At 64.7% G+C, this 24999-nt stretch carries 23 protein-coding genes and 2 tRNA genes; 9 read left to right on the forward strand and 16 right to left on the reverse strand.

Translation table 11 applies throughout. The features are described 5' to 3' along the window. Positions 1-3: 3 nt before the first annotated feature. From PGC08_RS13285 to leuC, 8 genes are all read right to left on the reverse strand, one after another. Positions 4-756 carry a D-alanine--D-alanine ligase family protein gene (locus tag PGC08_RS13285; RefSeq protein WP_333937925.1) on the reverse strand — a complete coding sequence of 251 codons (753 nt, stop codon included), beginning with the start codon at positions 754-756 and terminating at the stop codon, positions 4-6. Beyond that, complete coding sequence (locus PGC08_RS19430; RefSeq protein WP_333937488.1) at positions 660-1118, reverse strand: hypothetical protein; 459 nt, start codon at positions 1116-1118, stop codon at positions 660-662. The genes PGC08_RS13285 and PGC08_RS19430 overlap by 97 nt, the downstream gene beginning before the upstream one ends. Before the next feature lie 56 nt (positions 1119-1174). After that, positions 1175-1708 (reverse strand): YbhB/YbcL family Raf kinase inhibitor-like protein, encoded by a 534-nt coding sequence (locus PGC08_RS13290; protein ID WP_009882479.1) that lies wholly within the window; start codon positions 1706-1708, stop codon positions 1175-1177. Between the two features lie 50 nt (positions 1709-1758). Next, on the reverse strand, positions 1759-2772 hold the full coding sequence (locus PGC08_RS13295; protein WP_271708595.1) for an NAD(P)H-dependent glycerol-3-phosphate dehydrogenase: 1014 nt from the start codon (positions 2770-2772) through the stop codon (positions 1759-1761). Continuing rightward, positions 2769-3557, reverse strand: coding sequence for a lysophospholipid acyltransferase family protein (locus tag PGC08_RS13300; protein WP_069600473.1), 789 nt, complete (start codon positions 3555-3557; stop codon positions 2769-2771). Before PGC08_RS13300 ends, PGC08_RS13295 begins: the two co-directional genes overlap by 4 nt. Then, positions 3554-4870 (reverse strand): UDP-N-acetylglucosamine 1-carboxyvinyltransferase, encoded by a 1317-nt coding sequence (gene murA / locus PGC08_RS13305; RefSeq protein ID WP_125188095.1) that lies wholly within the window; start codon positions 4868-4870, stop codon positions 3554-3556. The genes PGC08_RS13300 and murA overlap by 4 nt, the downstream gene beginning before the upstream one ends. A 155-nt stretch (positions 4871-5025) precedes the next feature. Next, positions 5026-5625, reverse strand: coding sequence for a 3-isopropylmalate dehydratase small subunit (gene leuD / locus PGC08_RS13310; protein ID WP_009882472.1), 600 nt, complete (start codon positions 5623-5625; stop codon positions 5026-5028). Between the two features lie 12 nt (positions 5626-5637). Continuing rightward, positions 5638-7128 carry a 3-isopropylmalate dehydratase large subunit gene (gene leuC / locus PGC08_RS13315; protein WP_125178242.1) on the reverse strand — a complete coding sequence of 497 codons (1491 nt, stop codon included), beginning with the start codon at positions 7126-7128 and terminating at the stop codon, positions 5638-5640. A gap of 198 nt (positions 7129-7326) precedes the next feature. Between leuC and PGC08_RS13320 the strand changes: the two genes are divergently transcribed. From PGC08_RS13320 to PGC08_RS13335, 4 genes are all read left to right on the forward strand, one after another. Next, positions 7327-8043, forward strand: coding sequence for an IclR family transcriptional regulator (locus PGC08_RS13320; RefSeq protein WP_009882470.1), 717 nt, complete (start codon positions 7327-7329; stop codon positions 8041-8043). 10 nt (positions 8044-8053) lie between these two features. Continuing rightward, a complete protein-coding gene (locus PGC08_RS13325; protein WP_096157265.1) occupies positions 8054-8812 on the forward strand; it encodes a DeoR/GlpR family DNA-binding transcription regulator in 759 nt (252 codons plus the stop codon). A 163-nt stretch (positions 8813-8975) separates the two neighbouring features. After that, positions 8976-10673, forward strand: a complete 1698-nt coding sequence (locus tag PGC08_RS13330; RefSeq protein ID WP_009882468.1) for a sodium:solute symporter family protein — start codon at positions 8976-8978, stop codon at positions 10671-10673. Between the two features lie 17 nt (positions 10674-10690). Beyond that, positions 10691-10972, forward strand: a complete 282-nt coding sequence (locus PGC08_RS13335; protein ID WP_271708596.1) for a hypothetical protein — start codon at positions 10691-10693, stop codon at positions 10970-10972. A gap of 62 nt (positions 10973-11034) precedes the next feature. Here PGC08_RS13335 and galK read toward each other — a convergent pair whose 3' ends face one another. Both galK and galT read right to left on the reverse strand, forming a co-directional pair. Further along, the gene (gene galK / locus PGC08_RS13340; protein ID WP_271708597.1) at positions 11035-12273 is read right to left on the reverse strand and encodes a galactokinase; all 1239 of its coding nucleotides are present in this window, start codon (positions 12271-12273) and stop codon (positions 11035-11037) included. After that, positions 12270-13439, reverse strand: a complete 1170-nt coding sequence (gene galT / locus PGC08_RS13345; protein ID WP_193078283.1) for a galactose-1-phosphate uridylyltransferase — start codon at positions 13437-13439, stop codon at positions 12270-12272. Before galT ends, galK begins: the two co-directional genes overlap by 4 nt. Positions 13440-13618: 179 nt before the next feature. Here galT and PGC08_RS13350 point away from each other — a divergent pair, with 179 nt between their 5' ends. Further along, positions 13619-14575 carry an aldose 1-epimerase family protein gene (locus tag PGC08_RS13350; protein WP_096177888.1) on the forward strand — a complete coding sequence of 319 codons (957 nt, stop codon included), beginning with the start codon at positions 13619-13621 and terminating at the stop codon, positions 14573-14575. 72 nt (positions 14576-14647) lie between these two features. Next, a complete protein-coding gene (locus PGC08_RS13355) occupies positions 14648-15463 on the forward strand; it encodes a DUF4282 domain-containing protein (RefSeq protein WP_096160639.1) in 816 nt (271 codons plus the stop codon). 159 nt (positions 15464-15622) lie between these two features. Here PGC08_RS13355 and PGC08_RS13360 read toward each other — a convergent pair. From PGC08_RS13360 to PGC08_RS13380, 5 genes are all read right to left on the reverse strand, one after another. After that, positions 15623-15695: transfer RNA gene (locus PGC08_RS13360), tRNA-Glu, on the reverse strand. Between the two features lie 38 nt (positions 15696-15733). Then, positions 15734-15805: transfer RNA gene (locus PGC08_RS13365), tRNA-Gln, on the reverse strand. 170 nt (positions 15806-15975) lie between these two features. Then, positions 15976-17343, reverse strand: a complete 1368-nt coding sequence (locus PGC08_RS13370) for an alpha/beta fold hydrolase (protein ID WP_271708598.1) — start codon at positions 17341-17343, stop codon at positions 15976-15978. After that, on the reverse strand, positions 17340-18806 hold the full coding sequence (gltX, locus tag PGC08_RS13375; RefSeq protein ID WP_101584128.1) for a glutamate--tRNA ligase: 1467 nt from the start codon (positions 18804-18806) through the stop codon (positions 17340-17342). The genes PGC08_RS13370 and gltX overlap by 4 nt, the downstream gene beginning before the upstream one ends. A 61-nt stretch (positions 18807-18867) precedes the next feature. Beyond that, a complete protein-coding gene (locus tag PGC08_RS13380; RefSeq protein WP_009882606.1) occupies positions 18868-19674 on the reverse strand; it encodes a fumarylacetoacetate hydrolase family protein in 807 nt (268 codons plus the stop codon). A gap of 73 nt (positions 19675-19747) precedes the next feature. On the opposite strand from PGC08_RS13380, the gene PGC08_RS13385 reads away from it, so the two are divergent. The 3 genes from PGC08_RS13385 (at position 19748) to PGC08_RS13395 (ending at position 24555) form a co-directional block, all read left to right on the forward strand. Next, positions 19748-22456, forward strand: coding sequence for an ATP-dependent RNA helicase (locus PGC08_RS13385; protein ID WP_009882607.1), 2709 nt, complete (start codon positions 19748-19750; stop codon positions 22454-22456). Further along, positions 22453-23391 (forward strand): 3-methyladenine DNA glycosylase, encoded by a 939-nt coding sequence (locus tag PGC08_RS13390; RefSeq protein WP_271708599.1) that lies wholly within the window; start codon positions 22453-22455, stop codon positions 23389-23391. Before PGC08_RS13385 ends, PGC08_RS13390 begins: the two co-directional genes overlap by 4 nt. A gap of 111 nt (positions 23392-23502) precedes the next feature. Next, positions 23503-24555, forward strand: a complete 1053-nt coding sequence (locus PGC08_RS13395; protein WP_009882610.1) for a zinc-binding dehydrogenase — start codon at positions 23503-23505, stop codon at positions 24553-24555. 9 nt (positions 24556-24564) lie between these two features. On the opposite strand, the gene PGC08_RS13400 is transcribed toward PGC08_RS13395, so the two are convergent. Next, the gene (locus tag PGC08_RS13400; RefSeq protein ID WP_009882611.1) at positions 24565-24999 is read right to left on the reverse strand and encodes an HIT family protein; all 435 of its coding nucleotides are present in this window, start codon (positions 24997-24999) and stop codon (positions 24565-24567) included.

A 24999-nucleotide genomic window follows, 5' to 3' on the forward strand; every position in this document is an offset into this window, starting at 1 on the left:
CCCTCAGTGGGTGCGGGCGTGATCAACCAGGGCGATGGTGATGAGCTCTGAGATGAGCGCCGGGTACTCGATCCCCGACTTCGACCACATGAATGGGTACGCCGAGGTGGGGGTGAATCCCGGGAGGGTGTTGATCTCGTTGATGAGGACCTCACCGGCATCCGTGACGAAGGTGTCGACACGGGAGAGCCCGGTGCAGTCGAAGAGACGGAACACCTGGGCCGAGAGCTCCTGGATCCGCGCCGTCGTCGTCTCATCGACACGAGCCGGGCAGGTCAGCTGGGCATCGGCAAGGTTGAGGTATTTGGCTTCGAAGTCATAGAACGAGTGTTCGCCGGAGACCTCGATCTCCCCGGGGAACGAGACCCGAACCTCACGGTCGTGGACAGAGCCGAGCACCGCGCATTCGATCTCCCGGCCGACGACCTGCGGCTCGACGATGACCTTCGAGTCATGCTCGAAGGCCGAACGCAGCGCCTGATCCAGCCCTTCGGCGGATTCGACGCGGCTGACACCCATAGAGGACCCGGCACGGGCAGGCTTGACGAACACAGGCAACCCCAGACCGGTGATCCGGTCCTGGGCCTCGGCCTGGTCGGCCTCCCACATGGTTTCGGTCACGAGCTCCCAGGGACAGGTCGGAATCCCGGCATGGGCCATCAGGGATTTCGTGTAGTGCTTGTCCATGCTCGCCGCCGAGGCGAAGACCCCGGAGCCGACGAAGGCCGTGTCGCTGAGTTCGAACAGTCCCTGCAGGTCCCATCCTCCCCGTACTGCCCGTGCAGGAGCGGGAAGTAGACGTCAACCGATCCGAGTTCGCTGTAGTGTCCCTCGGCGTCCCGCTGCAGCAGGGGCGAACCCTGAGCTGAGATCGGCGGAATGATCTCGGTTCCGTTGTCGACAACCTCGGGCATATTGTCCGGGTCGAAGGCCATCGTCGACCAGTCTTCGACGATGCGCCAGACGCCGGCCTTCGTGATGCCGATCGGCAGTACACGATAGGCGTCGTCGTCGATGGCCCGGATGACCCCGGCAGCAGTGACGCAGCTGACGGCATGTTCGCTCGATCGTCCGCCGAAGAGGACTGCGACGAGTGGCCGGTGATCAGATTCAGGCATAGAAATCCTTGGTCGTTAGCGCGCGTGACCGTTTGTACGGACTGGAAAACTCTAGCTCACTTGAGCTCGAACGTGCATTCCAGGGATGCACGGGCGATGCCCTTGAAGAACATGTTGAATCCGGCGAAGGCCGGTGATGCAGATTCGTCAAGACCCAGAGGCTCCGCCAGAGCAGTGACGATGAAGAAGTAGCGGTGCGGTCCGTGGCCCTGGGGTGGTGCGGCACCGACGAAGCGAGGTTCGCCCGCATCGTTGCGCAGCGTCACCGTTCCGGCCGGAAGCAGGTCCGCCGAAGGGTCGCCGGCGTTGGCGGGCAGGCTGGTCGTCGAGGCGTCGAGATCGGTCACGACCCAGTGCCAGAAACCGGAGCCGGTGGGTGCGTCCGGGTCGTAGCAGGTCACGGCGAAGGCCTTGGTCTCTTCGGGGAAGCCCGACCATGACAGCTGCGGCGAGACGTCCTGACCGCCGTCGACGCCCATCGCACCCGAGAGCTGTGGTCCGGTCAGTTCGCCCCCGGCTTCGATATCCGTGCTGGTGAGGGTGAAGCTGGGGACATCGGAAAGGTTGTAGAACGGTGAGTTGACGCTCATGTCTGCTCCTAGTCGTACGAGATGATTCGGTACTGGACAGCCCGAGGTGCTCAGGCTGGTGGTCCCTCGTGCTTACGCTTCCGAGACAACAGCAAACCGGCGAGTTCGTCAACCCGCAGCCGTCCTCCGAGGACCGCGCACACGGCTTCCGTGATCGGCAGATCGACGGAGTACTTGCGTCCCAGGGCGAGGATGGCGGGCGCCGATTTCACTCCCTCTGCGGTCTGCGAGGTGTGAGCGATGACATCCTCCAGGCTCATCCCCTCACCGAGGTGGCGCCCGAATGTTCGGTTCCGCGACAGTGGGGAGGCACAGGTGGCGACGAGGTCGCCGAGTCCGGCCAGGCCCGACAGGGTGTGTGGCTGCGCACCCATGGCAGCGGCCAGACGTGAGGTCTCGGCCAGGCCGCGGGTGATGATCGAGGCCTTCGAGTTGTCGCCGAGCTTCTGGCCATCGGCGATGCCGACGGCCAGGGCGATGACGTTCTTGACGGCACCGCCCATCTCAACGCCGACGACGTCGGTGTTCGTATAGGGACGGAAGTACCCGTTCGCGCTGATCTCAGCGACAGCCTCGGCGGTGTCGATGCTCTCCGCGGCGACCACGGTGGCCGTCGGCTGCTGATCGGCGATCTCACGGGCCAGGTTCGGACCGGAGACGACTGCGATCTGGGTGGAGTCCACCTCGGCGACCTCGGCGATGACCTCGGACATGCGCTTGCCCGTGTCGACCTCGATGCCCTTCATCAGGCTCACGAGCTTCACGCCCGGATGCAGGTGCGGCTTCCACCGGCTGAGATTCTCACGCAGCGTCTGCGCGGGCACGGCCAGGATGATGACCTCGGCGTCGGTGACGGCGGCGATGTCGTCTGAGGTGGCGCTGAGCAGCTCGGGCAGGACCCGATCACCTAAATACCGTTCGTTCGTATGTGAGGTGGTGATCTCCTCGGCGACCTCGGGCCGGCGGGCCCAGAGGGTGACGGGGAACCCGGCATCGGCGACGACGGCGGCGTAGGTCGTCCCCCACGATCCGGCACCCAGCACCGTGGTCTTCTTCACGCTCATTCGCCGACCTCCTCGTTGTGGAATCTCTCTGGCAGCTCACGGTTCGAGAGCTCGCCGACCATCGTTGCGATGGTCTTCGTCAGACGGTGGGTCAGCACCGTCTTCGACCTCTTCTCCTCACGGTGGGACCACAGGTCCTCGTAGTCGATGGGATCACCGAAACGGACCACCGAGGTGTGTCGCAGCGGCCGGAACTTCGGCACCTTCGCTCCCTGCGGAAAGATCTCCTGCAGACCCCAGTGCGCGGCGGGGATGATCGGGGCACCCGTTTCGAGTGCAAGCCGGGCGGTGCCGGACTTGAAGTGCTGAGGCCACAGTCCCGCGTCCTTCGTCAGCGTCCCTTCCGGGTAGATGACGACGCATTCGCCCTGGGCCAGAGCCTCTTTCGCATATTCGAGGGAGTCACCGGCCTGGTTCGAGGACCGCAGGACGGGGATCTGGCCCAGCCCACGAAGAACGGTGCCGAGAGCACCGGAGAACAGGGTCGATTTGGCCAGGAAGTGCGGCAGGTGTCCGTTGCGCCACAGCGCCAGACCCACGAGGATCGGGTCGAGGTGACTGGCGTGGTAGGCGGCGATGATGGCGCCGCCGCCCTGGTTCGCAGGCATCCCCCGCAGACGCTGAATCCGCGGGGTCCGAGCCGGCAGGATCTCGGCATTGTCGACCTTGATCTTCGAGGTCAGCCGGTAGAGCCCATAAGCGGCCGAGGCCACGACGAAGGCGACTCGGCGCTGGGACCGGACCGCGGAGGGTTGAAAGGAGACCAGCACCTCCTCGTCGCTCACGCGGCCACCTCGGCGCCGAGGCCGATGAGCTTGTCGATGAAGTTCTCGTATCCGCGGTTGATGAGTTCGATGCCGTGGACCTGACTGGTGCCGCGGGCTGCCAAGGCGGCGATGAGGTGGCTGAATCCGCCGCGCAGGTCGGGCACGTCGATTCGGGTTCCGGTGAGTTCGGTGGGTCCGGAGACCACGGCCGAGTGCTGGTAGTTGCGGCGCCCGAAACGACACGGCGTCCCGCCGAGGCATTCGCGGTAGAGCTGGATCTGCGCACCCATCTCCCCGAGCGCGTGGGTGAAGCCGAAGCGGTTCTCGTACACGGTTTCGTGGATGATCGACAGTCCCTCGGCCTGGGTCATGGCCACGACGAGCGGTTGCTGCCAGTCGGTCATGAAGCCGGGGTGCACATCGGTCTCCAGGGCGAAGGAGGTGAGTTTGCCGCCGGGGTGACGGAAGCGGATTCCGTTCTCCTCGACTTCGAACTCCCCGCCGATGCGACGGAAGACGTTGAGGAAGGTGATGAGTTCGGGCTGGGAGGCCCCTTCGACGAAGATGTCTCCCCCGGTGGCCAGGGCGGCAGAGGCCCAGGAGGCGGTCTCGTTGCGGTCGGGCAGTGCCCGGTGGATGAAGCCGCGCAGGGAGTCCACGCCTTCGATGCGCACGACCCGGTCGGTGTCGACGGTGATGATGGCGCCCATCTTCTGCAGCAGGGCGATTAGGTCCATGATCTCGGGTTCGATGGCCGCATTGCGCAGTTCGGTCACGCCTTCGGCGCGGACCGCGGTCAGCAGCACCTGCTCGGTGGCACCCACGGAGGGGAAGGGCAGTTCGACCTTCGTGCCCTGGAGGCGCCCACGGGTGGTGAGCATGATGCCGCCGGAGGTCTTGTCGACCTCGGCGCCGAACTGGCGCAGCACGTCGAGGTGGAAGTTGATGGGACGATCCCCGATGTGGCAGCCGCCCAGATCGGGAATGAACGCCTGGCCCAGGCTGTGCAGGAGGGGTCCGCAGAAGAGGATCGGGATCCGCGAGGAACCGGCGTGCGCGTCGATGTCGACGATCGATCCCTGTGCCATATCGGAGGGGTCGAGGTGCAGCTCACCGTCGGAGAGGTCTCCATCGCTGCCGGGCGTGACCCGAACCCCGTGGAGCTCGAGCAGACCGGTGACGATCTCGACGTCCCTGATCTGCGGCACGCCGCGCAGCACGGAGGGCGTCTCCCCCAGCAGCGCTGCGACCATGGCCTTGGGCACCAGGTTCTTGGCACCTCTGACCTGGACTGTTCCACCTAGCGGATTACCGCCGCGAACTTCGAGCATGTTCCTCCCTGCGTCACACTTGCACCCGGTGGGATCCGGGCGTGGCCCAGACTAGTCCGGACTCGTCCAAGACTAGCGCAGAGGACACGCGGGTCCCTTGTGGGAAGGCTCTCAGACCGTCGCGTCGGACGATTCGAACCTTCGCACGGGGTGGGTCAGACCTTCGCCGGCAGGGTCGTCGGCTTGAAGGTCGCCCGCTTGGACTCGAAATCGGAGATCTCGGATTCCTTGGCCAGCGTCAGGCTGATGTCGTCATGGCCTTCGAGGAGGCGCCAGCGTGTGTAGTCATCGATCTGGAAGGTCACGGTGACCGAATCACAGGTCACGGTCTTCTCATTGAGGTCGACGGTGATCGGGGTGCCCGGGTGGTTCTCCAGGATCTTCCAGATCAGTTCGATGTCAGCCTGGTCGAGCTGAGCGGCCAGGAGTCCCTCTTTGCCGGAGTTGCCGCGGAAGATGTCGCCGAAGCGCGAGGAGAGGACGACGCGGAAACCGTAGTCCTTGAGCGCCCACACGGCGTGCTCACGCGAGGAGCCCGTGCCGAAGTCGGGTCCGGCCACGAGGACTGAGCCCTTCGAGAACTCCGGATCGTTGAGGACAAATTCGTCGTTCGTACGCCACCGGTAGAACAGGGCGTCTTCGAAGCCGGTGCGGGTGACCCGCTTGAGGAACTTCGCCGGGATGATCTGGTCAGTGTCGATGTTGGCGCGGCGCAGCGGGACGCCGATTCCGGTATGTGTGCTGAAAGCTTCCATCAGTCGGTCTCCTTACGCGTTCGCCGAGGTAGGGGTGGGTGTCAGTGTCAAGGTGGGCTTATCGTCCGTCCACGCCACCGGTTCGGCGTCGCGGGGCAGATCCTTGACGTCACCGGGTGAGGACAGCGTTCCGCGCACGGCGGTGGCCGCTGCCACGAGCGGGGACACCAGGTGGGTGCGCCCACCCTTGCCCTGGCGGCCTTCGAAGTTGCGGTTCGAGGTCGAGGCACAGCGTTCACCGTCGGCCAGCTGGTCCGGGTTCATGCCCAGGCACATCGAGCAGCCAGCGAAGCGCCACTCTCCCCCGAAGTCCTTGAAGATCTTATCGAGGCCCTCGTCCTCGGCCTGGAGGCGAACCTTGGCGGAACCGGGAACGACCATGAAGCGGATGTTCTCGGCCTTCTTCCGGCCGCGCACCACCTCGGCGGCGGCACGCAGGTCCTCGATGCGTGAGTTCGTGCACGAACCGAGGAACACGGTGTCCACCTCGATTTCGCGCAGCGGGGTGCCCGGAGTCAGGCCCATGTAGGCCAGAGCGTTGGCGGCCGAGGCCTTGTCGTTCTCGTCGGCGAAATCATCGGGTGACGGCACCGAGGCAGACAGCGGCAGTCCCTGGCCGGGGTTGGTTCCCCAGGTCACGAACGGTTCGATGTCCTTGGCCTCGAGGACGACCTCATGGTCGAACGTGGCGCCCTCGTCGGTGTACAGGGTCTTCCAGTATTCGACCGCCGCATCCCAGTCCTCACCCTCGGGTGCGTGCGGACGGCCCTTGACGTACTCGAAGGTCGTCTCATCGGGGGCGACCATGCCGGCACGGGCACCGGCCTCGATCGACATGTTGCAGATGGTCATCCGTGCTTCCATCGACAGCGCCCGGATCGCCGAGCCGCGGTACTCGAGCACGTAGCCCTGCCCGCCTCCGGTGCCGATCTTCGCGATGATGGCGAGGATGATGTCCTTCGCACTCGACCCTTCGGGCAGTTCGCCGTCGACCGTGATCGACATCGTCTTGAACGCTTTGAGGCTCAGCGTCTGGGTGGCCAGCACATGCTCGACCTCGGAAGTGCCGATGCCCAGAGCCAGCGCACCGAACGCGCCGTGGGTGGACGTGTGGGAGTCACCGCAGACGACGGTGGTGCCCGGCTGGGTCAGGCCCAGCTGTGGGCCGACGACGTGGACGATGCCCTGATCGGCATCGCCGAGGCTGTGCAGGCGGATCCCGAATTCCTTCGTGTTCTTGCGCAGAGTCTCGATCTGCGTGGCGGAGGTGGGTTCGGCGATGGGCTTGTCGATGTCCCACGTCGGAGTGTTGTGGTCCTCCGTGGCGATCGTCAGGTCGGGGCGGCGCACAGGGCGCCCGGCGAGTCGGAGTCCGTCGAATGCCTGCGGGCTGGTGACCTCATGGACGAGGTGGAGGTCGATGTAGATGAGGTCGGGCGCACCGTCTTCGCCCAGGGATACGACGTGATCGGCCCAGACCTTCTCGGCCAGAGTGCGTGGCATGATTCCTCCCGCCAATACAGGGATTGCCTGTACGTGCTTACAGCTGCGACGTCCGCGATTTCGCGGCGTCTGTGACATTCGACATGGTGACTCGGCGAGTGCGCAAGGCGGTCTCAACGAGTGTGTACAGGAAACCTACTCGTCCGTATCGCATTTCGAACTTGCATCTCGCCCACTGAGACGCGCACAATAGTGTCTATGACAAGCAATGGTAGCGGCGTCGGAGTCATCGACAAGGCCGCAATGGTTCTCTCCGCCCTCGAGGCCGGACCCGCTTCACTGGCCGAACTGGTCTCACTGACCGGACTCGCCCGACCCACTGCCCACCGCCTGGCTGTTGCGCTCGAATTCCATCGCATCGTCGGTCGTGATCTGCAGGGCCGCTTCGTCCTCGGCCCACGCCTGGCTGAACTGTCCTCCGCTGCCGGTGAGGATCGCCTGCTCGCCGCGGCCGGACCGGTGCTCGGCCAGCTGCGTGACCAGACCGGCGAGTCCGCACAGCTCTTCCGCCGCCAGGGCGACCTGCGCCTGTGCGTGGCTGCCGCAGAACGCCCCGTGGGACTGCGCGACTCGGTGCCGATCGGTGCCACTCTGAGCATGCGCGCCGGTTCCGCCGCCCAGGTCCTCCTAGCTTGGGAGGAGCCCGACCGTCTGCACACCGGCCTGCGCGGCGCCCGCTTCTCCGCCACCATGCTCTCCGGTGTCCGTCGCCGAGGCTGGGCCCAGTCGATAGCCGAACGCGAACGTGGCGTCGCCTCGGTCTCCGCCCCCGTGCGCGGACCCAGCAATCGCGTCGTGGCCGCCGTGTCGATCTCCGGCCCCGTTGACCGCCTGACACGTCAGCCCGGACGCCTGCACGCGAAATCCATCATCGAAGCGGCTCGAACCTTGAGCGAAGCTCTCATCAGAGGCTGAGGACGACACCATGATCGCTGCCCAACGACGCAATGTGATCATCGAGACGATCGAACGCGACGGCGCGGTGTCCATCTCAGCTCTCTCTGAACGGCTGGAGACTTCGGCCGTGACGATCCGGCGCGATCTCGATCAGCTCGCCGACGAAGGCCGCCTGACCCGCACCCATGGAGGGGCAGTCCCCTTTTCCAGCGCGCGCGAGTCGAGCTATGCAGAGAAGCTCGAGCAGGCCCTGGCCGAGAAGTCGGCGATCGCTCGTGCCGCGGCCAAGCATGTGCGCACCGGCGATGTGGTCGCTCTGGGGCCCGGCACCACGACCGAACTCCTGGCCAAGGAACTCAGCGGACGCTCGGGCATCCGCATCGTGACCAACTCCCTCCTCGTCGCCGAGGCTATGGTCTCCTCCCCCGATATCGAAGTCATCGTCGTCGGCGGAATCCTGCGACATTCGATCCGCGCCTTCGTCGGCGGAGGAACGGTCTCACAGCTTCTCGGCCTGCGGGCCGACACCGTCTTCCTCTCCGGCAATGGTCTGGCAGCGGACTTCGGCCTCTCCACTCCGGCCTTCCCCGTGGCCGACACCGACCGCGCCATGGCCACAGGCGCCGGGCAGGTCACCGCCCTCGTCGACCACACGAAGGTCGGGCTGCGTTCGTCCGTGCTCACTGTTCCGACAGAGGAGATTCACCACCTCATCACCGACTCGGACAGCGATCCTGCTGAACTCGACGCACTGCGCGAGGCCGGGGTCAACGTCGAAGTTGCGTGACACGCCGAGAATAGAACCAAATTCCCCGCCAAACAGCGACCGATCATAAACAATCAAAACTTTTCATGTTCGATCACTGGTGATCGGACGATCCGTCCTCTAAAGTATCGGTTTGAGGTGGCTTAACCACAAGGAGCCATTCACCGAAGACGTTGGAGGAACCTTGGAAGACATCCGTCTGGACGCCCAGTGGATCGACTATCTGCTGATCGCGATCTACTTCGTATTCGTCCTTGGAATCGGCTGGTTCGCCAAGCGCGGCATCTCCTCGAGCATCGAGTTCCTGCTCTCCGGACGCAGCCTTCCCGCATGGGTGACGGCATTGGCCTTCGTCTCGGCCAACCTCGGTGCAGTGGAGATCATGGGCATGTCGGCCACCGGCGCGCAGTACGGCATGCCGACGATGCACTACTTCTGGATCGGTGCCGTCCCGGCGATGCTCTTCCTCGGTGTCGTCATGATGCCGTTCTACTACGGCTCGAAGGTCAGATCCGTTCCGGAGTTCATGCGCAGGCGCTTCGGCACCGGCGCCCACCTCGTCAACGCGCTGTCCTTCGCCGTCGCTCAGATCCTCATCGCCGGCGTCAATCTCTTCCTGCTCGGCACGATCGTCAATCGACTCCTCGGCTGGCCATTGTGGATCGCCCTGGTCGTCGCCGCCGCCATCGTCCTGTCCTACATCACGCTCGGCGGGCTGACCGCCGCCATCTACAACGAGGTGCTGCAGTTCTTCGTCATCGTCGCAGCCCTGCTGCCGCTGACGATCATCGGCCTCAACCGCGTGGGCGGCTGGGACGGCCTCGTGGCGAAGGTCAGCAATGACGGCATGCTCGGCGCCGAGCAGCTCAGCAGTTGGCCAGGCGAGCAGCTCTCCGGGTTCTCCAACCCGGTGCTCTCTGTGGTCGGGATCGTCTTCGGGCTCGGCTTCGTGCTCTCCTTCGGCTACTGGACGACGAACTTCGTCGAAGTCCAGCGAGCGATGGCCTCAAAGAGCATCAACGCCGCACGACTGACTCCGATCCTCGGCGCCTTCCCGAAGATGCTCATCCCGTTCATCGTCATCATCCCGGGAATGATCGCGGCAGTCCTCGTGACCCAGCTGACCAAGTTCAAACAGATCGCATCCAGCGTCGACGAGGCGACCGCTCAGGCCCAAACCGGAGTGACCTACAACGATGCGCTCCTGCTGCTCATGCGCGAGGTCCTGCCCAACGGCCTCCTCGGCGTGGCGATCGCCGGCCTGCTCGCCGCGTTCATGGCCGGAATGGCTGCCAACATCTCCGCGTTCAACACGGTCTTCAGCTACGACCTGTGGCAGCAGTACGTGGTCAAGGACAGGGAGGATTCCTACTACCTCAAGGTCGGCCGCTACGCCACAATCGGCGCCTGCATCGTCGCGATCTTCACCGCCCTCATCGCCGGCAACTTCGCCAACCTCATGGACTATCTGCAGACACTGTTCGGCTTCTTCAATGCGCCGCTGTTCGCCACCTTCATCCTCGGTATGTTCTGGAAGCGCATGAGCCCCACCGCCGGCTGGGTCGGTCTGGTCGGCGGCACCCTTTCCGCCGTCGCCGTCTTCATCCTCAGCGAGACCGGCGTATTCGACCTGCCCGGCCAGGGTGCGGCGTTCCTCGCCGCCAGCACGGCCTTCGTCGTCGACATCGTCCTCTCGGTGATCGTGACCTTCAGGACCACGCCGAAGCCCGCGAGTGAACTGCGAGGGCTTGTCTATTCGGAGACTCCGAAGACCGACTTCGAAGACCTGAACGAACCCAAGCCCCCGATCTGGAAACGCCCGGTGCCTGTTGCAGGCGTGGCACTGGTCCTCGTCATCATCCTCAACGTGGCCTTCGGCTGAAGGAGCAAGTGAGAACAATGAGCAAAGCAAACGAACTGACCAAGACCGCAGGTGCCTTCGACATCCGCAACTTCATCGGGGTGCTGCTGGGGATCTTCGGGATCATCCTCACCATCGCCGGCGTCGTCGGCTACACCCCCGACGAGGCTGAGCGGACCGGCGGAATCGATGCCAACCTCTGGACCGGAATCGGCCTCATCCTCACCGCGTTATTCTTCCTCATCTGGGCCAAGCTGCGCCCGATTCGGATCATCGCCGATGACGCGGCTGAGGTGGTCGACACGGATCCCCGCGACTAGCGCGACCGTGCCTAGCTTGACCGTGCTCTGCGCGAATGCGGCACCGGCCTAACGGAGGCCGATCAGTCGATACGGCCGGCGCCTGGCCCCGGGCCAACGGCGAAGATATCGGGCGCACGGAAACCGCGGTCGGAGAATTCGGCCACGACAGCCTCGGAGATCATCTCGACGTTCTCCGTATCAACGAGCGCGATCGCCGATCCGCCGAAGCCGCCGCCGATCATCCTCGCACCGAGTGCTCCCGCTGACATCGCTGCGCTGACTGCAGCATCGAGTTCGACGCAGGAGACCTCGTAGTCATGGGCCAAGGAATCGTGAGAGGCAAGCAGGAGTTCACCGATTCCGCGGATGCTGCGTCCCTCCCCGCCTTCTCCCTCCAGGAATTCGACAGTGGATGCGACTCGGGCGTTCTCACTGAAGACGTGTCGCACTCGTTTCCGCTGCACCTCGGTGAGGGTGCCGAGGTCGACGGTTTCGTCGAGTTCGCGCAGACTCTGTGCTCCGAGGATTCCGGCGGCTTCCTCGCACGTGCGTCGCCGGTCGCCGTAGCCGCTTTCGCTGTGGGAGTGGGACACCCGGGTATCGATGACGAGCAGCCGCAGCCCCTCGGCGTCGAGGTCGAAGGGAATCTGTCGAGATCGCAGGTCGCGGCAGTCGAGGAAGAGCGCGTGCCCGGCCTCGGTCATGATGGAGGCGGCCTGATCGACGATTCCTGTCGGAGCACCGACGAAGTCGTTCTCGGCACGCTGGGTCAGCAGCACCTTCTCCCGGTCGTCGAGATCGAGACCGTAGACCGCGTCGAGAGCGATGAGGACCGCCACCTCGAGCGCATGAGAAGAAGACAGTCCTGCACCGACTGGCACAGTCGATTCGATATAGAGGTCGATGCCGCCGACAACCGTGCCCGTCGTCTTGGCGATCTCATCGACGACTCCCGCTGGGTGGTTGAGCCACGCTGGAAGAACTCCTGGCACGAGGTCCTCGGCGATGAACTGGCCTGCGAGTCGCTGGCCCCGGTCGTCTCGATGGTCGGAGACGATGCGGATGCTCTTCTCTTGGGCCGGCGGTGCCGCGGTTCCACTGCCGTTGGCGTCCGCACGGCTTCCAGGACGCCGTCCGATGGCCACGTGCACAGCCCGGTCAATAGCTATGGGCAGGACGAATCCGTCGTTGTAGTCGGTGTGCTCGCCGATGAGGTTGACGCGTCCTGGAGCACGAAAGCAGTCGAGCGGCTGATAGCCGAAGATCGTTTCGAACTCGGCACGCAGGCTCTGCCCGACAGAAGTGTCAGTCGCGTTCATCGGTGACCGTCCTCGTTCGTCGGTTCTGCCGCCGGCATCGAGTCTGCCGACCGCGGTTGCACGTTGCGCAACCTTGCTGCGGTCTCCTCGGCGGAGACGTCGCCGACGAAGGCGCCCATGGCCGCTTCGGACCCGGCGAGGAACTTCAGTTTATTCTCGGCACGCCTGGGGCTGGTGATCTCCAGATGCAGCCACTCTGCCGCGCGGTCCTCACAGTTGACCGGTGCCTGATGCCAGGCCGCGATGTAGGGAGTCGGCGTGGAGTACAGGCCGTCGATCCTTCGCAGCGTCTCTGGGTAGATGCGAGCGAGGTCCTCGCGTTCGGTCTCGTCGAGTTCGTCGATGCTCAGCACCTGCCGATGCGGGACGATATGGACTTCGACCGGCCATCGAGCCGCATAGGGTACGAAGGCAGAGAAATGGGCGGATTCGAGAACCATCCGCTCACCGGATCGGCGCTCGAAGGCGAGGATATCGGCCATCAGTGCTCGGCCCGTCTCACGTCTGTGCTGGACCGCCCTGGCCGAGGTGACCTTGGTGTGTGGAGTGACATAGGGATAAGCGTAGATCTGACCGTGTGGATGATTCATCGTCACGCCGATCTCCTCGCCCCGATTTTCGAATACGAAGACCTGCTCGATCCCTGCGCAGGAGGCGAGCTCACGCGTCCGATTCGCCCAGGCGTCGATGACTGTGCGGGCTCTCGCCGTGTCGAGGTCGGCAAACGATCCGTTGTGCTCGGATGAGAAGACGACGACCTCACAGCGTCCATAGGCCGGTGCGGTCAGGGCGGACTCTGCGGCCACCTCGGCGAAGTTATGGCTCGGATCGGCACTGACAGCACCGATTCCAGGACCCAGCGACGGGAAACGATTCTCGAAGACCACGACCTCGTAGTCAGCGGCCGGGATCTCCGTTGGTCGCCCCGGTGCCGACGGGCAGAGGGGGCATTCGGCGGCAACGGGAAGATGAGTGCGCGACTGGCGATGCGTGGCCACGGCCACCCATTCTCCGGTGAGCAGGTCGAAGCGCAGCTGGCCGCCACTGGGACGCGGCTCCGCGGAGCGCTGGTCCTCGGCTAACGGCGCGACAGGCGAATCGGTGGCGTGGAAGAACAGGATCTCTCGGCCGTCGGCAAGGGTGTTCCTGCTGATCTGCGTGCTCAACGCGGACCTGTGAGCTCACCGCTGAAACGGTGGATCTGAGAAATGCAACGCTGGCTCATCAACCCTCCAAAACCGATCATTTTCGATCATAATGCTAACATCTGATCGGTGGAGAACACAGTTCTGCCGTAGAATTCTGGGACACCAGAACATTCGCACACAAATTGCGCAGGAGTCGCATGACCGGTTCCATCGAGCTCACTCAGGGCAACGACAGCGCGGTCGTGTCCACACGCGGTGCGGCTCTGCTTCACTACACCGTCGGCAATCGTCCTGTCGTCGTTGAGATGTCCGCCTTCGACGGCGCCGTGCTGGCACCGTGGCCGAACCGGATTGCCGATGGGCGCTATGACTTCAACGGCGTCTCCCACCAGCTGCCCATCACCGAAGCCACCCGCAGCACCGCCCTGCATGGCCTCGTGGCCGACGTCGACTGGACGGTGTCCGAACGCGATGCCGATTCGGTGACACTGAGCACCGAGATCTCCGACGTGCCGGGATACCCCTTCGCGATGTCCCTCGAGGTGACGTACTCCCTCATCGGCCATGACGACGAGGGCGAAGATGCTGGACGCGGTGAACTGCGGGTGAGAACACTGGCACGCAACATCGGGCAGGAGCCGGCTCCCTTCGGACTCGGCTTTCATCCCTGGATCCACCCCGGCGCGGAACAGGTCGATGAGGCTCAGCTGCTCATTTCCGCCGACACCTGGCTCGAGACCGATGACAGACTCATCCCCCATACGGTCCGACCCTTCGACACTGGAACGTTCATCCCCGCCGATCATGGGCCCGATGAGGCGAGCTGCCTCCTCTGCAAAGATTTCCGCGCACTGCGCTCTCTGGGCCATGCTGTGCTCGATGATGCCTTCGGCACACCTCAACGCGATGACCACGGGTGGTCGTGGGTGCGGTTGAAGGGTGCCGACGACAGGACGGTCGTCATCGGAATGGACGATCATTTCCGGTCCTGGCAGATCTGCACCGGCGACGAACTCGGCTCGGACCTTCGGCGCACCGCGATCGCGATCGAACCGATGACGTGTCCACCGAATGCCTTCGCCACCGGCTCGGACTACGACGTCATCGACCCACAAGGTGAACTCACGGTGGAATGGAGCATTGCTCTGCGTTAAGAGTTCCGGGTGCAAAGTCATCTTGCCCTGATACGTTGCGACTATCGGTTCCAACACGTACGAAGGAAGATAATGTCGACACCACAGAACCCGTACTCCGGTTCGGACGCAGAGAACAACCAGAACATCCAGAACGACCAGGTCGATCCCGATTCGAATCAGGTCAGCCCTGTGTCGGACGAAACCGGCCCTGATTCGAGCGCTGCTGGCACGGAATTCGGGCAGGCCGAGCAGTACAGGCAGGCCGAGCAGTACAACGATCAGCAGAGTCAGTTCGCCCAGCCGAATATGCAGGGTCAGCAGAACCAGTACAACCAGTACGATCAGGGCGCTCAGTACAACCAGGGCGGTCAGTACAACCAAGGCGGTCAGTACAACCAGGGCGGTCAGTACGATCCTCAGAATCAGTACGGGCAGTTCGACCAGCAGGGCCAGCACCCTCAGGGCGCTGACTACGCCGCGTATGGCCAGGGCAATTACGCCGGTTCTCAGCACGCCCCGGTAGGCAACTTCCAACAGCCTGCAGCGCAGCAGAAGGCTGGTGGCAGCGGCGGCTTCTTCAAGTCGCTCTTCGACTTCCGCTTCGACAACTTCATCGCCGTTCGCTGGGCGGGATTCATCTACATCATCGCCATCGTGGTGGCCGCGCTGTCGTGGCTGGGATCCATCATCGGCGGAATCGTCACAGGTGCAGCTGCGGGCAGCGCATCCGCCTACTTCGGCGAGGCTCCGAGCTTCAGCCCATGGCCGCTGCTGCTGGCGATCATCTTCGGTTGGATCATCCCAGCCCTCTGGGTGATCTTCGTCCGCCTGGGCCTCGAGCTCATCGTGGCCAACGTCAAGACCGCTGAGAACACGAAGCACATCGCGGACTCGCTCAGGCGCTGAATCGCTTCGGTATTCGCTCTGAGGCTCAGGGATCGGCTACGCAGTCGAGCTCTGAGGCTCAGACAAACTCTGCGGCTCGGAAGAGCCGAGGCAACCGCAGAAAAAGGCCCGTGAATTAGAGCGAGCCCCACACCGATTCCTCGATGCGGGACTCAACCGTACCCCCGAGCAGGTTCGAACTGCCGTTTCCGCCTTGAGAGGGCAGCGTCCTAGGCCACTAGACGACGGGGGCCAATAAACAGCTCAGAGTCATACTCCCGATACTGTTCGCTGGGGTACCAGGACTTGAACCTAGACTAAATGTACCAGAAACACTCGTGCTGCCAATTACACCATACCCCAATGTTATTCAGGCTCACTCCCGAAGGAATTTCCCTGAGCAACGAGATATAACTCTACACAAACCCCCCGCCCGACTCCAAATCATCGGGCCCCTTTTTCAGTGTGACCTTCTTAACATCTACCTGCGGGCCACACTTCAGGCCGCCCTGTCGCCTGCGCTCGCGCGCCACTCACCCGCGAGCGAGTGAGATGAGGCGATCAAGAACCCGGTAGCCGTCGGCACGCAGTCCGTTGTGCTCGTATTCGTTGGTCACCCAAGGCTTGACCCCGCCGAGGAGCTCGGCCGTGGCCAGCGAGAGCTCGGCTGGGACATACGCATCCTCGAAGTACACCGCCGCGCCGCCGCGCACCTCAGCAGCTCGCAGAGCGTCTACGTCGTAGAGCCTGGGCCACTCGCGCTTCGCCACGAGCTCGGCCACCTCGGCGAAGGGAGCGAGCTCGGGATCCTCGGTCAGGGACTCCGGTCCGGCATGCTCGCCGGCCAACAGCGTCGGGTCAGCCTGGACATCGTCAGGCATCGCCCGCCGAGCCGCCCACTCGGTGACGCCGCCGTCGGCCCAGCAGGACTCGTGGATGATCGCGTAGAGCGGATTGCGTCCGGAGAACGGCAGTGCCGCCGCCAGATCATGACGGAATGCCGCCGAGGTTAGATCCTGGTCGAGCAGATAATGCAGCTTCTCCGGTCCATCGGAGGCCCCGAGGAAGTGTCCGAGCAGACGGATGCGCTCCTTGGTCGCGCGGGCTCCGCCGGGCAGAGCAATGCCGTCATCGGAATCAGCTAAGTCGATGAGGTGCGACAGCTTCTCCCGGTCGCCGGGGAAGGCACGGTAGTACTGCTCCGACTTGCGCTTCATCCCCTCCCAGGTTCTCGCGTACACGGTGACCGGATCGGTGTCGACCGCCGGCAGACCGCCGGTGAAGTAGACCTCATCGAGCGATTTCGAGTGTGCGGAGACATAGCGCAGAGCGGTGAAGCCGCCGAACGACTGACCCAGCAGCGACCAGGTGTCCACACCGAGTGCCTCACGCAGGATCTCAGCGTCCTCGACGATCGAGTCGGCTCGATAGTGACTGAGCGCCTCGGCGATGTCCGCGGGATCGTCTCCGACTGCGTCGAGGCCGGTGATCCGACCCGCGACGGAGCCGATGGGACTCGACTTCCCGGTGCCGCGCTGGTCGAACATGACGACCTGGAACTCTTCGAGCGCACGGGCCAGCCACGTGGACCCGCCGACTGGCGTCGTCGGTCGAGGTGCCTCGTTGCCCGGACCACCCTGGAGGAAGACCAGGTAGGGCTTCTGGCTGTCCGCCTCAGTGGCGACGATCCGCGCGAAGATCTCGATGCTTGAGGGCCCCTGCGGCTTGTCCGAGACCGGTGCCGCCAACGAGGCTGCTGCGGACTTCGCCGCTCCCCCACCGAAGTGGTCGAAGGGAGCCTCGAAGGTCACGTCCTTCAGGTGCAGTCCCCCACGTGTCCAGCTCGACTGCTGCAGACCCTCCGCCTGGCCCGTTCCCTTCGACTGGTTCCCACTTGTCACAGTGAGGCCGCCAGGGCACGCAGTCGCGTGAGAGAGGAATCCTTTCCGAGGATCTCCATGGACTCGAACAGCGGTGGTGAGACCTTGCGTCCGGACACGGCCACGCGCAGCGGACCGAAGGCCAGTCGCGGTTTGATCTCCATCTCGTCGACGAGCTTGGCCTGGAGCACACTGTGCAGGGTGTCCGTGGTCCAGTCACCGGTGGCTTCGAGGACCTCGATGGAGGCAGCGAGCACCTCGGGCGCCGAGTCCTTGAGCGTCTTCAGTCCGTCCTCGGCCATGGTCAGCTCGGAATCGGGAGTGAACAGGAACGCGAGCAGGTCCGGTGCCTCGGCGAGGAGGTTCATCCTCGTCTGCACTAGGGGTGCGGCCTGGTTGAGGATCTCCAGCTGAGCATCCGATGGCTTCTCGGGAAGCACCTCGGCGGCCTGGAGATAGGGCACCAGACGGTCGCGGAAGTCATCGGCCTCGAGGAGGCGGATGTGGTCGGCGTTGATGGCCGTGGCCTTCTTCACGTCGAAGCGGGCCGGGTTGGGCAGGACGTCGTGGATGTCGAAGGCCTCGACGAACTCCTTGACGCTGAACACGTCACGGTCGGGGCCGATCGACCAGCCGAGCAGGCCGAGGTAATTGATCATGCCTTCGGGGATGAAGCCGTTGTCGCGGTGGAGGAACAGGTTCGACTGCGGATCGCGCTTGGACAGCTTCTTGTTGCCGTCACCCATGACGTAGGGCAGGTGACCGAACTCGGGAGTCGCCTCGGCGATGCCGATGTCCTTGAGTGCTTCGTAGAGCACGACCTGGCGCGGTGTCGAGGACAGCAGGTCCTCGCCGCGCAGCACATGGGTGATGCCCATGAGCGCGTCGTCGACGGGGTTGACCAGGGTGTACAGCGGTTGCCCGTTCGCGCGGACGACGACGTAGTCGGGAATGGTGCCGGCGCGGAAGGTGATCTCACCGCGCACGAGGTCGGTGAAGGTGACGTCCTCGGCGGGCATGCGCACACGCCACACGGGTTCGCGGCCCTCGGCCTTGAAGCCGGCGATCTGTTCGGACGTGAGGTCGCGGTCGTAGCCGTCGTAGCCGAGCTTGGGGTCACGTCCCGCAGCCTTGTGGCGAGCTTCGACCTCTTCGTTCGTGGAGTAGGACTCGTAGATGTGACCGGCGGCCTTGAGCTTCTCGATGACGCCCTGGTAGATCTCGCCGCGCTGGGACTGACGGTAGGGTCCGTCAGGTCCGCCGACATCGATGCCTTCGTCCCAGTCGAGGCCGAGCCACTTCATGGCCTCGACGACCTGGCCGAAGCTCTCCTCGGAGTCACGTGCGGCGTCGGTGTCCTCGATGCGGAACACGAACTTTCCGCCGGTGTGCTTCGCATAGGCCCAGTTGAACAGGGCGGTGCGGACCATGCCGACGTGCGGGGTGCCGGTGGGTGATGGGCAGAAACGAACTTTGACGCTCACGGTAGTCCTTATGTCGTGTGGTGATGCTGCGAGTCTGTGGTGGTGCTGTGTGGTGCTGGTCTCAGGCGTCCATGACCATATTGGTGAGCACGCCGAGTCCCTCGATGGCGATGTCGACGCGGTTACCTGACACGATCTGGCCCACGCCGGCTGGGGTGCCGGTGAGAATGACGTCACCGGGCAGCAGGGTGATGGTCTCGGACAGGTGTTCGATGAGGGTCGGGATGTCGAAGATGAAGTCGGCGGTGTTGCCGTCCTGCTTGAGCTCCCCGTCGACCCAGGAACGGATGGAGAGGTCGTCGACGTCGAGTTCGGTTTCGATCCACGGGCCCAGCGGGCAGGAAGTGTCGAAGCCCTTGGCTCGTGACCACTGCTTGTCAGACTTCTGGATGTCGCGCATGGTCACATCATTGCCGCCGGTGTAGCCGAGGACGTAGTCGAAGGCGTTCTCTGCCTTCACACCCTTGGCCACGCGACCGATGATGACGGCCAGTTCGGCTTCGTAGGACACGTATTCGCTGATGGAGGGCAGACGAATCGGATCGCCGGGACCGATGACCGCGGTGTTGGGTTTGAAGAAGGTCAGCGGACTGACGGGCACCTCGTTGCCGAGCTCTGCGGCATGGTCGGCGAAGTTGCGTCCCACGCCGATGACCTTCGAGCGCGGCAGGATCGGGCTGAGCAGACGAACATCGTCGAACTTCAGCCGCTCCCCCGTTGACTGGGCCGGGGCGAAGAAGGGGTCCTGGTCGAGAACGGCGAGACTGAGACCGGACGTGTCCCACGTGCCGTCCTCAATCTGCGGCACGTCGCCTTCGACGACTCCGTATTTGGGTTCATCCTGGTGCACAAATCTGGCAATACGCATGCCCCCCAGTCTAGTCAGTCGGCCGGGCCGCCGACACACGGGCATTCTGCGCTGGGACTGAGACACTTGGGACATGCCCGATTCCCCACACTTCGACCTCCACGCCATCGCCGAGGGCCTGCCCGCTGCGGCACTCATCGACCAGCTGGCGAGCGCGGCTGTCGGCAGATTCCCCCGCCTGGTCGTCGAGGCCCCGCCCGGAACCGGCAAGACCACACTGGTACCGCCGCTCATTGCCGAACACCTTCATGATCCAGGGGACATGCCGGGGCGAATCATCGTCACCCAGCCACGGCGCATGGCTGCCCGGGCCGGCGCCAGGCGGCTGGCGACGCTGACGGGGACCCGCCTCGGCGAGGACATCGGGTTCACGGTTCGCGGAGAGTCGCGGACCTCTGCGCGCACGCGGATCGAGTTCGTGACCACTGGAGTGTTGCTGGCTCGGCTGCTGCGCGATCCCGAGCTGGCAGGTGTCTCGGCGGTCATCCTCGATGAGGTGCACGAACGTCACCTCGACACCGACCTGACCTTCGCGTTGTGCCGGGAGCTCGTCGATCTGCGTGAGGACCTTGGCCTCATCGTCATGTCGGCGACCCTGGACGCCACGCTATGGGCACGACGTTTGGGAGCAGGTGACAATGCCGGTGGGGCCGAGTCTCCGGCCACGTTGCTGTCGGTATCCGCCCAGGTCCATCCCCTCGAGGTCAGGTGGGCACCCGCGAAGCAGCGGCCTCTGGACGCACGCGGAGTGACCTGGGACTTCCTCGATCATGTGGCCCGCACAACCGTCGATGCTCTCTCAACGCACACGAGTGGGGACGTGCTCGTCTTCGCTCCCGGTGCCCGGGAGGTCGAGGAGATCGCCTCGCGCATCGCGCGGTCCCTTCCAGCCACACCGGCGACCGAGGTTCACACCCTGCTCGGGCGCACCCCTGCCAAGGAGCAGGATGCGATATTGAAACCGCAGGCCGCCGAGGTTGGCCGACGTCGCGTAATCGTCTCGACCTCGGTCGCGGAGTCGGCTCTCACGGTTCCCGGGGTGAGCATCGTCGTCGATTCGGGGCTGGCTAGGGGTCCCCGGTTGGATACGCGGCGTGGAATGTCTGGTCTGGTCACCACCCGCGAGTCCAAGGCCTCGGGCACGCAGCGTGCCGGCCGTGCCTCGCGCTTGGGGCCTGGCACGGTCTATCGGTGCCTGTCCGAATCTGACTGGGCGAGCCTGCCCGAGCACACGCCGGCTGAGATTGCGACCTCCGACCTCACCTCGGCGGTGCTGACCCTTGCGGTGTGGGGTGGTGACACGGACCTGCTGCCGGATCCGATGCCGGAGGGCCCCTACCGCCTGGCCGTGGACAATCTCGTGGCGCTTGGGGCGCTCGAGGCCGCAGAACCAGTTCAGGGTGCAGGTCCGGATCAGGGTGCGGGGGCTGAGCGCGATGCAGGCGCCGAGGAGGCCTCGGTCACGGTCACCGAGCTGGGACGGGCCATCGCCCGGATTCCGGCCTCGGTGTGGTCAGCGCGAGGTCTCTTCGACGGAGCCGCGATGCTGTCCCCGGCGGCTGCGGCCGAGGCGATCGCTGTGATCGAATCCGAGCAGCGTGCCCCTGGTGCCGATCTTGTGGCCACCCTGCGCGAGCTGCGGCGCGGCAAGGACCGTCGGTTCGCTCAAGATGTGAAGCGCTTCGCCGGTTTGGCCGCGGAGTTCTCGAACCCGCAGGATGCAGCGGATCAGGGAACAGCGGATCAGGGTTCGGCCCGGGCAGGGTCACTGAGTCCCGATGACCTGGGCCTCGTCGTCGCCCTCGCCCACCCGATGCAGATCGGACGACTGCGCAGCTCCTCGGCCTCTGAGTACCTGCTGGCCTCGGGCACAGCGGCGACATTGCCGCGGAACTCCTCGCTGCAGGGAAGCCCGTGGTTGGCGATCTCCGATGTCGGCCTCTCTGGCGGGCGCGCTGTGATCAGGGCGGCTGTGGTCATCGACGAGGACACCGCGGAACTTGCGGGGGCCGGGCTGATGGCGACCGAGGAGACGGCGACGTTCGAGCAGGGCAAGGTCCGTGCGGTGCGCCGGACCCGCCTCGGCGGCATCGAACTCACTGCCACACCGATCAAGGCGAGTCCGGAATTGGCCCGCTCGGCGATCGCAGCTTCGGTGCGTCAGCGCGGAGCCAGAGAGATTCTGCGACCCAGTGAGGCGTTCGAGGAACTGCGCTCGCGGCTGGGGCTGCTGCACGCCGTCTATGGCACACCGTGGCCGGATGTGCGCTGGTCACAGCTGTCACAGACTCTGACCCAGTGGTGCCCGGCGGCCCTGGACCGGGTCGCCCGAGGAGCCGATCCGAGCAGGGTCGATCTTGTCTCTGCGCTGCGGACTCTCCTGCCCTGGCCGCAGGCGTCGCGCCTCGACGAGCTGGTGCCGGTCAGTGTTGAGGTGCCCAGCGGTTCCCGGGTTCGCCTCGACTATCCCGATCCCGACCGTGTGGACTCGGAATCCGATTCCGAACAGGGGCCTGTGCTCGCGGTCAAGCTCCAGGAGTGCTTCGGTTGGCAGACTGCGCCGAGCGTGTGTGAGGGTCGAGTCCCGGTGGTGGTCCACCTCCTCTCCCCAGCCCGCCGACCTCTGGCGGTCACCAGCGACCTCGCCTCCTTCTGGGCCAACGCGTATTCCCACGTCAGAGCCGAGAACCGCGGCCGTTATCCGAAGCATGCCTGGCCCGAGGATCCGCTGACGGCACCCCCGATGCGCGGGACCAAGCGGTCTGGGACAATGAAGAGGTGACTCTCGCCGCCTCCCTGACCGCTGATGGCACCGACATGCTCGGTGCTGCGATCAGCGCACCCACGTGGCGAACACTGCGCGATGAGCACGCATTGCAGATTGCGGAGAGGACCGATGCGCACCTCGCCCGCCGGCTCAGAGGCGAGAAGCACCCGGTCGAGGATTTCCTGTTCACCTACTATCCGTTCAAAGCGGGTCAGCTGGCCAAATGGAATCCCGGCCCCGGAGTGGGCCTCGAGTTGGACACCGAGGCCGACCGAACCTACTTCGACCGTCGCTGGTACACCACGAATCCTGCCGGCACGATCGCCGAGGTGGATGTCGAGTCTTGGCGCAGCGACCGTGGCGATGGTGCGAAGTTCATCGCCTCGCTGCTCCAGTCGACCCTGCGTCGGGAGGCGAACTTCGGATGCTTCGGCATTCACGAATGGGCGATGGTCTACAAACTCAGCGAAGAGCAGCGTCGTCATCAGCAGGTGCCGCTGCGGCTGAGCCATGAGGCCACCGATGCCGTCGTCGAAGGTCACCGGATCCAGTGCTCACATCACGACGCGTTTCGTTTCTTCACCGGGCCAGCCAGGCCACTGAACACTCTCCAGCCCACCCGCGAGTCCATGGTGGCCAACGAACAGCCGGGCTGTCTGCATGCGGGAATGGACCTGTACAAATGGGCGATGAAGATCGGGCCCATCGCCCCCTCCGACCTCGTCGTCGACTGCTTCGACCTGGCGCTGGACATCCGCACCCTCGACATGGAGGCCTCGCCCTATGACCTGCGCGGCTGGGGCTACGGTGTCGTCGCCATCGAAACCGCCGAGGGCAAGGCCGAATACATGGATCGCCAAAGAGCCTTCTCCGAACGGGCCCAGGCTCTGCGACAGCGACTGCTCGACTCCTTGGCCGCGGTTGGGGTCTACGCCAGAGAGTCCGACTGAAGGCAGAGCCGACAGATAGAGTGCCCGCCCCATTTGAGGCCGGGCACCAGCAAAGTGCACACAGTGTGGACCGCGGTGAGTCGCCCGCCCCTGCCTGCATAGTATTGCCGTGTGCGTGCAATCGTCTATGAAGAGTTCTCTGTCCTCCCCCAGCTGAGAGACATCGAGTCCCCCTCCACTCCCACCGCCGGTGTCGTCATCGACGTCGAGGCCACCGGCGTCTGCCGCAGCGATCATCACGCGTGGTCGGGCCACGACTCCACGATCTCCTTGCCCCATGTGCCCGGCCATGAGCTGGTCGGTCACATCGCCTCTGCGGGACCCGAGGTCACGGACTTCCGTGTTGGCCAGCGCGTGACCGTGCCCTTCGTGTGCGGCTGCGGGCGCTGCCGGTGGTGCCTGAGCGGCAATGCTCAGGTCTGCCCGAATCAGACTCAACCCGGCTTCACCCACTTCGGCTCCTGGGCGGACCAGGTGGTCATCCACAACGCCGATGCCAACCTCATCGCGGTCCCCGACGATCTGCCCGCCTCGGCGATGGTGGGACTCGGATGCCGATTCGCCACCGCATTCCACGGACTGAGGGTGCGAGCGAACCTCAACGCCGGTGAGACGGTCGCGGTCTTCGGCTGCGGCGGGGTCGGCCTGTCAGCGATCATGATCGCCCGGGCCATCGGCGCCCAGGTTGTCGCCGTCGATGTCAGTGATGCCGCACTCGAGCGAGCCCGACAGCATGGAGCGGCGCACACGGTCAACGCTTCCGGTAAGAGCCCGACCCAGCTGTCCGCCGAGGTGGTCGCACAGTTCTCGGAAGAGTGTCCCGATGGTGTGGCTGTCAGCGTGGATGCGCTGGGCCGTGAGGACACGATCGCTGCCGGGATCGCCTCGCTGGCGCCCTTGGGCCGTCATGTCCAGATCGGACTGCTGTCTGCTCCGCCGGTGATCGACGTAGGACGTGTCATCGGTCTCGAGCTCAGCGTCCTCGGCTCCCATGGGATGGCCGCGGCCGAGTACCCGGAGATGCTGGACCTCGTCGGCGACGGCAGACTCCGCCCGCAGGACCTGGTCACGAACGTCATCGGTCTTGAGGACGCTCCCGCGGCCATGGAGATGCTGGGCTCGAGCACCGGCTCGGGGATGACCATCATCGACCTGAGCCGGTAACGGGCCGAGTCAGCCCTCCTGCAGGGCTGAGCGCATCGAGGATGCCAGATCCTCGATCAGCTCAGCGTCACCACGCACACCCGGTTCGAACGGCAGCCGCAGCCGGTCCTTCGTCTTGTCCCGGTAGCGCGGGATGAGGTGCATGTGGAAGTGGAAGACCGTCTGCCAGGCATCCTCTCCACAGCAGTTGAGCAGGTTGACCCCGTCCGCGCCCCACGCGTCGAAGACGTGCTTGGCGATGCGCTGTGACTCGATGGCCACCTCGGCGAGGTCGGCGGACGGGATGTCGCGCAGATCGGTGCTGTGACGCTTGGGAACGACGAGCAGATGCCCGTCGGAGCCCGGCTGGATGTCCATGAATGCGTAGGTCGTCTCGGTCTCAGCAACCTTCGCACCCGGCACGTCACCTGCGACGATCCCGCAGAACAGGCAGTCCTGGCTCAT

It is taken from the genome of Brevibacterium sp. BDJS002 (assembly GCF_028201555.1).
Lineage (GTDB): Bacteria > Actinomycetota > Actinomycetes > Actinomycetales > Brevibacteriaceae > Brevibacterium > Brevibacterium aurantiacum.

Coding starts and splice junctions, on each gene's coding strand:
- PGC08_RS13350 (WP_096177888.1), top strand. CDS start 13,619: ATGACCGGTTCCATCGAGCTCACTCAGGGCAACGACAGCGCGGTCGTG.
- PGC08_RS13355 (WP_096160639.1), top strand. CDS start 14,648: ATGTCGACACCACAGAACCCGTACTCCGGTTCGGACGCAGAGAACAAC.
- PGC08_RS13335 (WP_271708596.1), top strand. CDS start 10,691: ATGAGCAAAGCAAACGAACTGACCAAGACCGCAGGTGCCTTCGACATC.
- PGC08_RS13325 (WP_096157265.1), top strand. CDS start 8,054: ATGATCGCTGCCCAACGACGCAATGTGATCATCGAGACGATCGAACGC.
- PGC08_RS13400 (WP_009882611.1), bottom strand. CDS start 24,999: ATGAGCCAGGACTGCCTGTTCTGCGGGATCGTCGCAGGTGACGTGCCG.
- murA (WP_125188095.1), bottom strand. CDS start 4,870: ATGCTCGAAGTTCGCGGCGGTAATCCGCTAGGTGGAACAGTCCAGGTC.
- PGC08_RS13380 (WP_009882606.1), bottom strand. CDS start 19,674: ATGCGTATTGCCAGATTTGTGCACCAGGATGAACCCAAATACGGAGTC.
- leuD (WP_009882472.1), bottom strand. CDS start 5,625: ATGGAAGCTTTCAGCACACATACCGGAATCGGCGTCCCGCTGCGCCGC.
- leuC (WP_125178242.1), bottom strand. CDS start 7,128: ATGCCACGCACTCTGGCCGAGAAGGTCTGGGCCGATCACGTCGTATCC.
- PGC08_RS19430 (WP_333937488.1), bottom strand. CDS start 1,118: ATGCCTGAATCTGATCACCGGCCACTCGTCGCAGTCCTCTTCGGCGGA.
- PGC08_RS13385 (WP_009882607.1), top strand. CDS start 19,748: ATGCCCGATTCCCCACACTTCGACCTCCACGCCATCGCCGAGGGCCTG.
- PGC08_RS13290 (WP_009882479.1), bottom strand. CDS start 1,708: ATGAGCGTCAACTCACCGTTCTACAACCTTTCCGATGTCCCCAGCTTC.
- galK (WP_271708597.1), bottom strand. CDS start 12,273: ATGAACGCGACTGACACTTCTGTCGGGCAGAGCCTGCGTGCCGAGTTC.
- PGC08_RS13320 (WP_009882470.1), top strand. CDS start 7,327: ATGACAAGCAATGGTAGCGGCGTCGGAGTCATCGACAAGGCCGCAATG.
- PGC08_RS13295 (WP_271708595.1), bottom strand. CDS start 2,772: ATGAGCGTGAAGAAGACCACGGTGCTGGGTGCCGGATCGTGGGGGACG.